Annotated in this window: 14 protein-coding genes; all 14 read left to right on the top strand. The window is 64.9% G+C overall.

Annotation, left to right across the window (positions count from 1 at the left end):
- The coding region (locus tag RZR99_RS04385; RefSeq protein WP_323118511.1) for a prephenate dehydratase at nt 1-369 on the top strand (369 nt) is incomplete at its 5' end.
- A 43-nt stretch (nt 370-412) separates the two neighbouring features.
- Nucleotides 413-1522 (top strand): histidinol-phosphate transaminase, encoded by a 1110-nt coding sequence (gene hisC / locus RZR99_RS04390; RefSeq protein ID WP_323118512.1) that lies wholly within the window; start codon nt 413-415, stop codon nt 1520-1522.
- Between the two features lie 67 nt (nt 1523-1589).
- Nucleotides 1590-2519, top strand: coding sequence for a prephenate dehydrogenase (locus RZR99_RS04395; RefSeq protein ID WP_323118513.1), 930 nt, complete (start codon nt 1590-1592; stop codon nt 2517-2519).
- A 13-nt stretch (nt 2520-2532) separates the two neighbouring features.
- A complete protein-coding gene (gene aroA / locus RZR99_RS04400) occupies nt 2533-3837 on the top strand; it encodes a 3-phosphoshikimate 1-carboxyvinyltransferase (protein WP_323118514.1) in 1305 nt (434 codons plus the stop codon).
- Between the two features lie 16 nt (nt 3838-3853).
- Entirely contained in the window at nt 3854-4540 is a 687-nt protein-coding gene (cmk, locus tag RZR99_RS04405) for a (d)CMP kinase (RefSeq protein WP_323118515.1), read from the top strand.
- A 146-nt stretch (nt 4541-4686) separates the two neighbouring features.
- On the top strand, nt 4687-6399 hold the full coding sequence (gene rpsA, locus RZR99_RS04410; protein ID WP_407655398.1) for a 30S ribosomal protein S1: 1713 nt from the start codon (nt 4687-4689) through the stop codon (nt 6397-6399).
- Between the two features lie 22 nt (nt 6400-6421).
- Nucleotides 6422-6748 (top strand): integration host factor subunit beta, encoded by a 327-nt coding sequence (locus RZR99_RS04415; RefSeq protein WP_323118517.1) that lies wholly within the window; start codon nt 6422-6424, stop codon nt 6746-6748.
- Nucleotides 6749-6970: 222 nt separating this feature from the next.
- Complete coding sequence (locus RZR99_RS04420; RefSeq protein WP_323118635.1) at nt 6971-7264, top strand: LapA family protein; 294 nt, start codon at nt 6971-6973, stop codon at nt 7262-7264.
- A gap of 55 nt (nt 7265-7319) precedes the next feature.
- Complete coding sequence (gene lapB, locus RZR99_RS04425) at nt 7320-8492, top strand: lipopolysaccharide assembly protein LapB (RefSeq protein WP_323118518.1); 1173 nt, start codon at nt 7320-7322, stop codon at nt 8490-8492.
- 88 nt (nt 8493-8580) lie between these two features.
- Nucleotides 8581-9975 carry a UDP-glucose dehydrogenase family protein gene (locus RZR99_RS04430; RefSeq protein WP_323118519.1) on the top strand — a complete coding sequence of 465 codons (1395 nt, stop codon included), beginning with the start codon at nt 8581-8583 and terminating at the stop codon, nt 9973-9975.
- Nucleotides 9950-10933 (top strand): D-glycero-beta-D-manno-heptose-7-phosphate kinase, encoded by a 984-nt coding sequence (gene rfaE1, locus RZR99_RS04435; RefSeq protein ID WP_323118520.1) that lies wholly within the window; start codon nt 9950-9952, stop codon nt 10931-10933. Before RZR99_RS04430 ends, rfaE1 begins: the two co-directional genes overlap by 26 nt.
- Before the next feature lie 52 nt (nt 10934-10985).
- Nucleotides 10986-11978 (top strand): ADP-glyceromanno-heptose 6-epimerase, encoded by a 993-nt coding sequence (rfaD, locus tag RZR99_RS04440; RefSeq protein WP_323118521.1) that lies wholly within the window; start codon nt 10986-10988, stop codon nt 11976-11978.
- Nucleotides 11979-12050: 72 nt separating this feature from the next.
- Complete coding sequence (locus tag RZR99_RS04445) at nt 12051-12362, top strand: ComEA family DNA-binding protein (RefSeq protein ID WP_323118522.1); 312 nt, start codon at nt 12051-12053, stop codon at nt 12360-12362.
- A gap of 206 nt (nt 12363-12568) precedes the next feature.
- A complete protein-coding gene (cysM, locus tag RZR99_RS04450; protein WP_323118523.1) occupies nt 12569-13471 on the top strand; it encodes a cysteine synthase CysM in 903 nt (300 codons plus the stop codon).
- Nucleotides 13472-13519: the final 48 nt, after the last annotated feature.

Consider the following 13519-nt stretch of genomic DNA (forward strand, 5'->3'; position numbering starts at 1 on the left):
CGCGCGGCGACCCACTACGGGCTGCGGATCGTGTATGCGCTGATCCAGGACGATCCGCACAATCGCACTCGCTTCGTGATCATCGGCAGGGAGCCGACGGCTCCGAGCGGACACGACCAGACGTCGCTGATCGTCTCGGTGAAGAACGAGCCGGGCGCGGTGTTCAAGCTGCTGGAGCCGCTGGCCCGGCACGGCGTGTCGATGACGCGCTTCGAGTCGCGGCCGGCGCGCGTCGGCACGTGGGAGTACTACTTCTACATCGACATCGAAGGGCATCGCGACGACGCGGCGGTGACGGCCGCGCTGACGGAACTCGGCAAGAAAGCCGCGTTCCTGAAGATCCTCGGCTCGTATCCGCGCGCGCGCTGACGGGCGCGTCGCACCGACCTACCGCTGTGCCAGGAGAGTCCCCATGACATCGCAATTCGGTCCTTCCTATGTGCGCGCGATCGCGCCGTACGTCGCGGGCAAGCCGATTGCCGAAGTAGCGCGCGAGTTCGGTCTCGACGAGGCGCGCATCGTGAAGCTCGCGTCGAATGAGAATCCGCTCGGCATGCCGGCGTCCGCGAAGCAGGCGATGGCTGCCGCGCTCGACGAACTGGGTCGCTATCCGGACGCGAACGCGTTCGCGCTGAAATCCGCGCTGAGCCGTCGCTATGACGTGCCCGAAGACTGGATCACGCTCGGCAACGGCAGCAACGACATTCTCGAGCTGGCCGCGCATGCGTTCGTCGAGCGGGGGCAGTCGGTCGTGTATGCGCAGTACTCGTTCGCGGTCTACGCACTCGCGACGCAGGGGCTCGGCGCGCGCGCGATCGTCGTGCCCGCGGTGCGCTACGGGCACGATCTCGACGCGATGCTTGCTGCGATCGATAGCGATACGCGCCTAGTGTTCGTCGCGAATCCGAACAACCCGACGGGCACGTTCATCGACGGTGCCGTGCTCGAGGCGTTTCTCGCGAAAGTGCCGCTCCATGTCGCGGTGGTGCTCGACGAGGCCTATACCGAATACCTGGCGGCCGAGCAACGCTACGATTCGATCGCGTGGGTACGGCGCTTTCCGAACCTGGTCGTGTCGCGCACGTTCTCGAAGGCGTTCGGGCTGGCGGGGCTGCGGATCGGATTCGCGATCGCGCAGCCTGCGCAGACCGATCTGCTGAACCGGCTGCGGCAGCCGTTCAACGTGAATTCGCTCGCGCAAGCGGCCGCGATTGCCGCGCTCGGCGACGACGCGTTTCTCGATCAGAGTGCGAAGCTCAATGCGCAGGGGTACCGCCAGCTGGTCGCGGCATTCGAGCGCCTCGGCCTCGACTATGTGCCCTCGCACGGCAATTTCGTGCTGGTGCGCGTGGGGCACGACGACGGGGCGGGCGCACGCGTGAATCTCGCGCTGCTGAAGCAGGGCGTGATCGTGCGCCCGGTGGGCAATTACGGCCTGCCGCAGTGGCTGCGCGTCACGATCGGTTTGCCGCAGGAAAACGACGCATTCGTCGCCGCGCTCGAAAACGCGCTGGCGAGCTGAATGCACCTTCGACTATGACTTCCGCGTATCGGGGCGATGCCCCGGTCCGTGTCACTCGGTGAGTGTCGTGTCAGGTTTCTCTTTCAACAAACTGGTGATTTTCGGCGTCGGGCTGATCGGCGGCTCGCTCGCGCGCGCGTTGCGCGAACGAGCGGCGCCGGACGGCGCCGGCGAAGTGATCGGCGTTGGACGTTCGGCTGCGTCGATCGATCGCGCGCGCGAGCTGGGCGTGATCGATCGTGTCGCGTCGCTTGACGATGACGCGCAACTGCGTGAAGCGCTGCGCGGCGCGGATATCGTGCTGCTCGCGGCGCCGGTCGCACAGACCGGGCCGCTGCTTGCTCGCATTGCTCCGTTGCTCGAGGCGGCCACCCTGGTCACCGACGCGGGCAGCACCAAGTCGGACGTCGTCGAGGCCGCGCGTGCCGCACTCGGCGCGCGCATCGGGCAGTTCGTGCCCGGACATCCGATTGCCGGCCGCGAAGCGAGCGGCGTCGAAGCGGCGTTGCCCGACCTGTATGTCGGACGCAATGTCGTGCTGTGCGCGCTGCCGGAAAACTCGCCCGAAGCCGTGGCCCGGATCGACGCGATGTGGCGCGCGACGGGCGCCGACGTGCGCGCGATGAGCGCCGAACAGCACGATCGCGTATTTGCGGCGATCAGCCATCTGCCGCACGTGCTGTCGTTCGCGCTCGTCGAGCAGATTCTCGGCGAAGCCGACGCCGAGCTGAAGTTTTCCTATGCCGCGGGCGGGTTCCGCGATTTCACGCGGATCGCGGCGTCGAGCCCGGAGATGTGGCGCGACGTGTGTGTCGCCAACCGCTCGGCGCTGCTCGACGAGCTCGATGCATACACGCGCGTGCTGGCCCGGCTGCGCGCGGCGATCGACGCCGGCGACGGCGCGGCGCTGGAAGCCGTGTTCGCGCGTTCCCGTGTGGCGCGCAGTGCCTGGCAGGAGCGCGGCGGCAAGGCCGCGCCCGGCCCCGTTCAGAAATAACAGGATCATGTTCATGGACTATCTCGATCTCGGCCCGTTCTCTCATGCCGCCGGTACGGTGCGCCTGCCCGGCTCGAAGAGCATCTCCAACCGCGTGCTGCTGCTCGCGGCGTTGGCGGAAGGCGAGACCACCATTACGAATCTGCTCGATTCGGACGACACCCGTGTGATGCTCGATGCGCTCGACAAGCTCGGCGTGCGGGTCGCGCGCGACGGCGGCGCCTGCGTGGTGGCCGGCACGCGCGGCGCGTTCACCGCCCGGACGGCGGATCTGTTCCTCGGCAACGCGGGTACCGCGGTGCGGCCGCTGACCGCCGCGCTCGCGGTGAATGGCGGCGACTACCGCGTGCACGGCGTGCCGCGCATGCACGAACGGCCGATCGGCGATCTCGTCGACGGGTTGCGCCAGATCGGCGCGCGGATCGATTACGAGGCGAACGAAGGCTATCCGCCGCTGCGAATCCGGCCGGGTACGATCTCGGTCGATGCGCCGATCCGCGTGCGCGGCGACGTGTCGAGCCAGTTCCTGACCGCGCTGCTGATGACGCTGCCGCTCGTGAAGGCGAGCCATGGCGCGAGCGTCGTCGAGATCGACGGCGAGCTGATCTCCAAGCCGTACATCGACATCACGATCAAGCTGATGGCGCGGTTCGGCGTCGAGGTCGAGCGAGACGGCTGGCAACGCTTCAGCGTGCCGGCCGGCACGCGCTACCGGTCGCCGGGCAGGATCATGGTCGAGGGCGATGCGTCGTCGGCGTCCTACTTCCTGGCGGCGGGTGCGCTGGGGGGCGGGCCGCTGCGCGTCGAGGGCGTCGGCCGGGCGAGCATCCAGGGCGACGTCGGCTTCGCCGGCGCACTGATGCAGATGGGCGCGAACGTATCGATGGGCGACGACTGGATCGAAGTGCGCGGTATCGGCCACGATCACGGCAAGCTCGCGCCGATCGACATGGATTTCAACTTGATCCCGGATGCCGCGATGACGATCGCCGTGGCCGCGCTGTTCGCCGACGGCACCAGCACGCTGCGCAACATCGCGAGTTGGCGCGTGAAGGAAACCGACCGGATCGCCGCGATGGCGACCGAACTGCGCAAGGTCGGCGCGACGGTCGAGGAGGGGGGCGACTACCTCGTCGTCACGCCGCCCGCCGCGCTCACGCCGAACGCGGCGATCGACACCTACGACGACCACCGGATGGCGATGTGCTTCTCGCTGGTCAGCCTGGGCGGCGTGCCGGTGCGGATCAACGATCCGAAGTGCGTCGGCAAGACCTTCCCCGATTATTTCGACCGCTTCGCGGCGCTCGCCAAGGCTTGATGCCGGTATTTGCCTGATGAAATCGACCAGACCTTTTCACCCGACCCCAGTTATTGCAATCGACGGCCCTACCGCCTCCGGAAAAGGCACGGTCGCGGCGCTGGTTGCCGCGCACCTGGGTTTCCACCTGCTCGACAGCGGCGCGCTATACCGGCTCGCGGCGTTGGCGAGCTTGCGCTACAACATCGAACCGGATCAGCCGGACGCGCTCGCGAAGCTGATCGACGACCTGCACATTACGTTCCGGGAGGGCTGCGCGCAGCTCGACGGCGTCGATGTCTCGGACGAGATCCGAGCGGAGGCGATCGGCAACCGGGCGTCGGCGATTGCAGTGCACGCGCCGGTGCGGGTCGCGCTGGTGGCCCGCCAGCGGGCGTTCCGCAAGACGCCGGGGCTGGTCGCGGACGGCCGCGACATGGGTACGGTGATCTTCCCGGACGCGGTGCTGAAGGTGTTCCTGACGGCCAGCGTCGAGGCCCGCGCGGCGAGGCGACATAAGCAATTGATGCAAAAAGGTTTTTCTGCTAATATGGAAGACTTGCTCCGGGATTTGCGTGAGCGCGACGCACGCGACAGCAATCGCACCGCCGCGCCGCTCAAGCCTGCTGCGGACGCCAAGCCCCTCGATACGTCGGGGCTCACGATCGATCAGTCGGTCGAGCAGGTGTTGCGGTGGTACCGGGAGCTGGGCCAGCCGGCCTGAAAAGACCGGTGGGCGAAGTAGGTGCTGCGCGCAACCGCGCGCAGCGTGTGTTAAACCTTTAACCCAGTATGGCATTCGTTCCAGTCCTGATTGCCGGTCATTCCGGTCGGCAAGGCGGCGCGAAACCCATGCACATTCCGATTTTTATGTCCGACCTGCAAACCTCTACCCCGAATACCGAATCTTTCGCGGCTCTGTTCGAAGAGTCGCTGACCCGCCAAGACATGCGCGCCGGCGAAGTGATTTCCGCCGAAGTCGTGCGTGTCGACCACAACTTCGTGGTCGTCAACGCGGGTCTCAAGTCCGAGGCCTACATTCCCATCGAGGAATTCCTGAACGATCAGGGCGAGGTTGAGGTTCAGTCGGGCGATTTCGTTTCCGTCGCGATCGACGCGCTGGAAAACGGCTACGGCGACACCATCCTGTCGCGCGACAAGGCGAAGCGTCTCGCTTCGTGGCTGTCGCTGGAAAAGGCGCTCGACAACAACGAACTCGTGACCGGCACGATCACGGGCAAGGTGAAGGGCGGCATGACCGTGATGGTCAACGGCATCCGCGCGTTCCTGCCGGGTTCGCTCGTCGACACGCGTCCGGTCAAGGACACGACGCCGTACGAAGGCAAGACCCTCGAATTCCGCGTGATCAAGCTCGACCGCAAGCGTAACAACGTCGTGCTGTCGCGTCGCGCAGTGATCGAAGCGACCCAGGGCGAAGAGCGCGCGAAGCTGCTCGAGACGCTGAAGGAAGGCGCGATCGTCAACGGCGTGGTGAAGAACATCACCGACTACGGCGCATTCGTGGACCTCGGCGGCATCGACGGCCTGCTGCACATCACCGACATCGCATGGCGTCGCGTGCGTCACCCGAGCGAAGTCCTGTCGGTTGGCCAGGAAGTCACCGCGAAGATCCTCAAGTTCGACCAAGAGAAGAACCGCGTCTCGCTGGGCATCAAGCAACTGGGCGACGATCCGTGGGAAGGCATTTCGCGCCGCTACCCGTCGGGCACGCGCCTGTTCGGCAAGGTCACGAACATCACCGACTACGGCGCATTCGTCGAAGTGGAATCGGGCATCGAAGGCCTGGTTCACGTGTCGGAAATGGACTGGACGAACAAGAACGTCGCACCGTCGAAGGTTGTGCAACTCGGCGACGAAGTCGAAGTCATGGTCCTGGAAATCGACGAAGACCGTCGTCGTATCAGCCTCGGCATGAAGCAGTGCAAGCCGAATCCGTGGGATGACTTCAGCCGCAACTTCAAGAAGGGCGACAAGCTGACGGGCGCGATCAAGTCGATCACCGACTTCGGCGTGTTCATCGGTCTGCCCGGCGGCATCGACGGCCTGGTCCACCTGTCGGATCTGTCGTGGAGCGAAACCGGCGAAGAAGCCGTCCGCAAGTACAAGAAGGGCGACGAAGTGGAAGCGATCGTTCTCGGCATCGACGTCGAGAAGGAACGCATTTCGCTGGGCATCAAGCAACTCGAAGGCGACCCGTTCAGCAACTACGTTGCAATGAACGACAAGGGCTCGATCGTTGACGGCGTGGTGAAGTCGGTTGACGCGAAGGGTGCCGTGGTGACGCTGACGGGCGATGTCGAAGGCTACCTGCGTGCTTCGGAAATTTCGCAAGACCGCGTGGAAGACGCTCGCAACGTGCTGAAGGAAGGCGACAAGGTCAACGCGATGGTGATCAACATCGATCGCAAGTCGCGTGGCATCAACCTGTCGATCAAGGCGAAGGATTCGGCCGAGCAGCAGGAAGCCATCCGTGGCATGCAGTCCGACACCAGCGCAGCCGCGACCGGCACGACGAACCTCGGCGCGCTGTTGAAGGCCAAGCTCGACGGCCAGAACCAGTAAGCCTCGCGAGGTCTGCTGAAGTATGACCAAATCCGAGTTGGTCGCCCAACTGGCAACGCGATTTCCGCAGCTTGTACTCAAGGATGCGGATTTCGCGGTGAAAACGATGCTCGATGCGATGTCCGACGCTCTGGCGAAGGGGCACCGCATCGAAATTCGCGGCTTCGGCAGCTTCGGTCTCAACCGCCGTCCGGCCCGCGTGGGCCGCAATCCGAAGTCGGGCGAGAAGGTGCAGGTACCCGAGAAGTACGTGCCTCATTTCAAGCCCGGCAAGGAGTTGCGTGAACGCGTCGATGGCCGCGCCGGCGAACCGTTGAAGAACGAAGACGATTCGGACGACGATCAGTAACGTCGCCGGCTGGTCCGAGCCGCACGCCAGCATGGCTGAGAGAAAGCGCCCTTGACGGGCGCTTTTTTATTGCGCGCGTCGTTCGCCTCCGCGCGTGCGGCCCGATGCGGCTCAAACCCGTTCGCGCTTCGCGAAACGCATCCTTTACAATACGGGGCACTTCGGCGCGGCGAAGGGGAGTCGCACGCGTCGCCTGGAAATCTCAGTCAAAGAGAGGGCTTTATGAAATTTATCGTCTGGTTGATCCGTGTGCTGGTGTTCGTGCTGTTGCTGGTGCTTGCGCTCGCCAATACACAAACCGCCACGCTGAATTTCCTCGCCGGGTACAACTGGCAAGCTCCGTTGATCCTGATCGGTCTCGCCTTCTTCGGCGTGGGCCTGATCGCAGGCCTGCTGTCCGCTGTGCCCGCGATATTCCGGATGCGGCTCGAAAACGGCCGCTTGAAGCGCGATCTGCGCACGGCACGCGACACGCCGGCCGTCATCGACCAACCGCCGATGCCGCCCGTCATTTAACGACCAGGAGCCGTGCGATGGCCGCGCGGCTCTTGTTTCTGCTTCGATATTTCGCATGGATCTCGATTTTTGGTGGCTGCTCGCGATACCGGTAGCCTTCGCGCTGGGCTGGATCGCCTCGCGCTACGACCTCAACAAGCTGCTGTCCGAAAACGCGAATCTGCCGCGCTCGTACTTCCGCGGCCTGAATTTCCTGTTGAACGAACAGCCCGACAAGGCGATCGACGCGTTCATCGAGGTCGCGAGGCTCGATCCGGAAACGGTCGAGTTGCACTTCGCGTTGGGCAACCTGTTTCGCCGGCGCGGCGAGACGGACCGCGCGATCCGCGTCCACCAGAATCTGCTGAGCCGCAACGACCTGCCTGTCAGCGAGCGCGACCACGCGCTGTTCGAACTGGGTCAGGATTTCCTGAAAGCCGGTCTGCTCGACCGTGCGGAAGAGAGCTTCCATATGCTGGCCGAGGGCGATTACGCGCTGGGCGCGCAGCGTGCGTTGTTGACGATCTACGAGATCGAGAAAGATTGGCGCAAGTCGATCGATACCGCGCGGCGGATCGAGACGATGGGCGGCACGACGCTCGGTACGGAGATTGCGCAGTTCCACTGCGAACTCGCGCAGGACGCGCTGCAGCGCAAGCATGCCGAAGACGCTGCCGAGCAACTGCGTTTCGCGCTGGCCGTGAATCCGCAGAACGTGCGGGCGACCATCCTGTCCGGTGACGCGGCGGCGGCGGCGGGCGATCACCCGGCGGCGATCGCGCACTGGCGCCGCGTCGAGGCCCAGAATCCCGCCTATCTGCCGCTGGTTGCGGACAAGCTGATGAAGTCCTATGTCGCCATCGACCAGGCACCGCAAGGCGCGGAATTGCTGAAGGACTATACCGACCGCTATCCGTCCAACGATTTGCTCGACGTCGCCTATCAGTACATTCTGCAACTGCGCGGCACCGACGCCGCGCACGCGCTCGCCCGCGCGCAGATGGAGAAGTCGCCGACCCTGTCGGGCATGCTGCATTTGCTCGACGCGCAGATCGCGACAGCCGACGAGCCGCGCCGCTCGGAGCTCGAAATGATGCGGGCGCTGATCAAGCAGCGCACCAAGAATCTGCCACGATATACATGTCAAAATTGCGGTTTCAGGGCACGCCTGTTCTATTGGCAGTGCCCGGGATGCAGTGGTTGGGAAACCTACGCGCCGCGGCGCGTCGAGCCGGTCGTGCCGAATTGAGCCGGATCTGACGAGCCGGCATGACGCGGCCGGACCGGAGCCGGGCGGCGCGATTAGTTAACCACCGGAACGAATCACCGGAACACTTATGAAAATCACCATCATCGGCACGGGTTACGTCGGTCTTGTCACCGGCGCGTGCCTAGCGGAAATCGGGCATGACGTGTTTTGCCTGGACGTCGATCAGCGCAAGATCGACATCCTGAACAACGGCGGCATCCCGATCCACGAGCCGGGCTTGCAGGAAATCATCACGCGTACGCGCGCGGCGGGGCGCATTACGTTTTCGACGGATGTCGAGGCAAGCGTCGCGCACGGGGACATCCAGTTCATCGCGGTCGGCACGCCGCCCGACGAGGACGGCTCCGCCGACCTGCAATACGTGCTCGAAGCCGCACGCAACATCGGCCGGCACATGACCGGCTACAAGGTGATCGTCGACAAATCGACGGTGCCGGTCGGCACCGCGCAGCGCGTGCGCGGCGTGGTCGACGAGGCCTTGTCGGCGCGGGGCCTGGCCGGCAAAGCGACGCACCGCTTCTCGGTCGTATCGAATCCCGAGTTCCTGAAGGAAGGCGCGGCGGTCGACGACTTCATGCGACCGGACCGGATCATCATCGGCGTCGACGACGACGAATCGGGCGTGTTGGCCCGCGAGAAGATGAAGAAGCTGTACGCGCCGTTCAACCGCAATCACGAGCGGACGATCTACATGGACGTGCGTTCCGCCGAGTTCGCGAAGTATGCGGCGAACGCGATGCTGGCCACCCGCATCTCCTTCATGAACGAGATGTCGAATCTCGCGGATCGTGTCGGCGCCGACATCGAGGCCGTCCGGCGCGGCATCGGCTCCGACCCCCGGATCGGCTATCACTTCCTGTATGCCGGCGTCGGCTACGGCGGTTCGTGCTTCCCGAAGGACGTGCAGGCGCTGATCCGGACCGCCAGCGAGAACGGCCATCCGCTGCGTATCCTCGAGGCGGTCGAAGCGGTGAACCATGCGCAGAAGAACGTGCTGCTGGGCAAGGTCGAACAGCGTTACGGCGCGGATCTGGCCGGCCGCAGCTTCGCCGTCTGGGGGCTCGCGTTCAAGCCGAATACCGACGACATGCGCGAGGCGCCGAGCCGGCGTCTGATCGCCGCGCTGCTGGAGCGCGGCGCGACGGTCCGCGCATACGATCCGGTCGCGCTCGACGAGGCGCAGCGCGTGTTCGCGCTCGATCTCGGCGAAACGCCCGAACTGTTGACCCGGCTGCAGTTCGTCGATTCGGCGGACGATGCCCTGGTCGGTGCGGATGCGCTGGTGGTCGTCACGGAATGGAAGGAATTCAAGAGTCCCGATTTCGCGCATCTGAAATCGGTGTTGAAGGCGCCGGTGATTTTCGACGGCCGCAATCTGTACGAACCCGATGCGATGGCCGAACTCGGCATCGACTACCACGCCATTGGACGCCCCCATGTCGAGTCCCAATCCCGCGGATAATTCCGGCGCTGCGCTCGTCGCCGACGTGCGCAGCGTATCGCGCGACCGGCTCGCGAAATCGCGGGTGCTGGTCGTCGGCGACGTGATGCTCGACCGTTACTGGTTCGGCAACGTCAATCGCATCTCGCCCGAGGCGCCGGTGCCGGTCGTCCACGTGCAGCGGCAGGAAGAACGGCTCGGCGGCGCGGCGAACGTTGCCCGCAACGCGGTGACGCTCGGCGGCCAGGCGGGTCTGCTATGCGTCGTCGGCGGCGACGAGCCGGGCGACCGGATCGTCGAACTGCTAGGCGCGAGCGGGGTACAGCCGTACCTCGAGCGCGATCGCGCGTTGCCGACCACGATCAAGCTGCGCGTGCTCGCGCAGCAGCAGCAGTTGCTGAGGGTGGATTTCGAGGCGGCGCCCACGCACGAGGTGCTGCTCGCGAGCCTCGCTCGTTTCGAGACGCTGCTCTCCTCGTACGACGTGATCCTGATGTCGGATTATGCGAAAGGGGGCCTCACGCATGTGACGACGATGATCGAGAAGGCGCGGGCGGCGGGCAAGCCGGTGCTGGTGGATCCGAAAGGCGCGGACTGGGCGCGTTATCGCGGCGCATCGCTGATCACGCCGAATCGCACGGAATTGCGCGAGGTGGTCGGCCAGTGGACGTCGGAAGACGATCTGCGTGCGCGGGTCGCGAAGCTGCGCGAGGCGCTTGCGCTCGACGCGCTGCTGCTCACGCGCTCGGAGGAGGGCATGACGCTCTTTTCCTCGTCGGGCGAGCTGCATGTGCCGGCGCTTGCACGCGAAGTGTACGATGTGTCGGGCGCGGGCGACACGGTGATCGCCACCGTCGCCGCGATGCTCGGTGCGGGCGTGCCGCTTGCCGAGGCCGTGGTGCTGGCGAATCGCGCCGCGGGCATCGTGGTCGGCAAGCTCGGGACCGCGACCGTCGACTACGACGAACTGTTTTATTGAACGGCGTGCGCCGCGCGCCGTTCGTTGCACGACTTTTTTCAGCGGGACGATCATGACTCTCATTGTCACCGGCGCAGCCGGCTTCATCGGCGCCAATCTCGTGAAGGCGCTGAACGAGCGCGGCGAGACGCGCATCATCGCCGTCGACAACCTCACGCGTGCCGACAAGTTCAAGAATCTCGTCGACTGCGAGATCGACGACTATCTCGACAAGACCGAATTCGTCGAGCGTTTCGCACGCGGCGATTTCGGCAAGGTGCGTGCGGTGTTTCACGAAGGCGCTTGCTCGGACACGATGGAAACCGACGGCCGCTACATGATGGACAACAATTTCCGCTATAGCCGGGCGGTCCTCGACACCTGTCTCGCGAACGGCACGCAGTTCCTGTATGCGTCGTCGGCGGCGACTTACGGCGGCTCGACCCGGTTCGTCGAGGAGCGCGAGGTTGAAGCGCCGCTCAACGTGTACGGCTATTCGAAGTTCCTGTTCGACCAGGTGGTCCGCCGCGTGCTGCCGAGCGCGAAGAGCCAGATTGTGGGCTTTCGCTACTTCAACGTGTATGGTCCGCGCGAAACCCACAAGGGGCGGATGGCATCGGTTGCGTTCCACAACTTCAACCAGTTTCGCGCGGAAGGCAAGGTCAAGCTGTTCGGCGAGTACAACGGTTACGGACCGGGCGAGCAGACGCGCGATTTCGTGTCGGTCGAGGACGTGGCGAAGGTGAACCTGCATTTCTTCGATCATCCGGAGCAATCGGGCATCTTCAATCTGGGCACGGGCCGCGCGCAACCGTTCAACGATATCGCGACGACCGTGGTCAACACGCTGCGCGCGCTGCGCAACGAAGCGCCGCTTACGCTGGCCGGGCAGGTGGAGCAGGGCTTGATCGAGTACGTACCGTTCCCGGACGCACTGCGCGGCAAGTATCAATGCTTCACCCAGGCGGACCAGACGAAGCTGCGCGCCGCCGGCTACGATGCCCCGTTTCTGACGGTTCAGGAAGGCGTCGACCGCTACGTGCGTTGGCTGTTCGGCCAACTGTAAGCAGTCCTGCTTCGTCGATAGACTGGGTCTCACGGTCGGCAGCCGCCGGCCGTTTTTCTTAGGGAGATCCAGATGCTCAAGAAGATATTCGCCGCGGCATTCCTGTTGGGCGCGATCGCGCAGGCGTGGGCGGCTGTCGACGTCAATGCCGCGAGCGACGACGCGTTGCGCGGCATTCGCGGCATAGGTCCGGCCAAGGCGCGCGCGATCGTCGACGAGCGGACCGCGCACGGGCCGTTCAAGGATGCGGCGGATCTGTCGAAGCGCGTCAAGGGCATGGGCGGTACGACGGTCGAGCGCCTGCAGGCCGAGGGCCTGACGATCGGTCCCGCGAAGGCTGCGCCCGCGCCGCAGAAAGCTGCCGCGAGCAACGCCAGGAAATAATCCGGGCTCCTGAGAGTCGGACTACGTCTCCTTCAGTCGTCGGGTGCGACGACGTTTTCCCGCGGCATGCGTCGCGGGCTTTTTTGCGTGATATGTTCGGCGCCGCGCCGGGCCTGTATCCCTTGATTCGATGGGGGTAGGGCACGTGCATTCCGGCACTGGATTACAATCGGTCACTTCATCGGCCTCGCCCTATTGCTACGTCCATGGCTTACAAAACTATCGAAGACACGATCGGCAATACGCCGCTCGTGCAACTGGTCCGGATACCGGACGACGACATCCGTGCGCGCAACAATGTGATTCTCGCGAAGCTGGAAGGCAACAATCCGGCCGGATCGGTAAAGGACCGCCCCGCACTGTCGATGATCAGCAAGGCCGAGGCGCGCGGCCGGATCAAGCCGGGCGATACGCTGATCGAGGCGACGAGCGGCAACACCGGCATCGCGCTCGCGATGGCGGCCGCGATCCGCGGCTACAAGATGCTGCTGATCATGCCGGAGGATCTGTCGGTCGAACGGCGCCAGAGCATGGCCGCATACGGCGCGGAAATTCTCCTCACGCCGGTCAAGGGCGGCATGGAGCTCGCGCGCGATCTCGCCGAGCAGATGCAGCGCGAAGGCAAGGGCGTGATCCTCGATCAGTTCGCGAACCCCGACAACCCGCTTGCGCATTACGAAAGCACGGGTCCGGAGATCTGGCGCGACACCGAAGGCCGCGTCACGCACTTTGTTTCTGCGATGGGCACGACGGGCACGATCATGGGCACGTCGCAGTATCTGAAGGAGCGCAAGCCGCTGATCGAGATCGTCGGGGCGCAGCCGGAGGACGGTTCGCGCATTCCGGGCATTCGCAAGTGGCCGGAAGCGTATCTGCCGAAGATCTTCGATCGTAGCCGCGTCGATCGCGTCGAGAACGTGAGCCAGGCCGCCTCCGAGGCAATGGCGCGCAAACTGGCATCGGTCGAAGGCATTTTCTGCGGCATCTCGTCGGGCGGCGCTTGCGAAGTCGCGCTGCGCGTCGCGCGCCAGGTCGAGAACGCGACGATCGTGTTCATCGTCTGCGATCGCGGCGACCGCTATCTGTCGACGGGCGTGTTTCCCGCCTGAGTTTCGCGGCCCCCGGGCGAGCGTCGCCGCCAAAGAAAAAGCGCCGTC

Source organism: Burkholderia alba (assembly GCF_034721475.1).
GTDB lineage: Bacteria > Pseudomonadota > Gammaproteobacteria > Burkholderiales > Burkholderiaceae > Burkholderia > Burkholderia alba.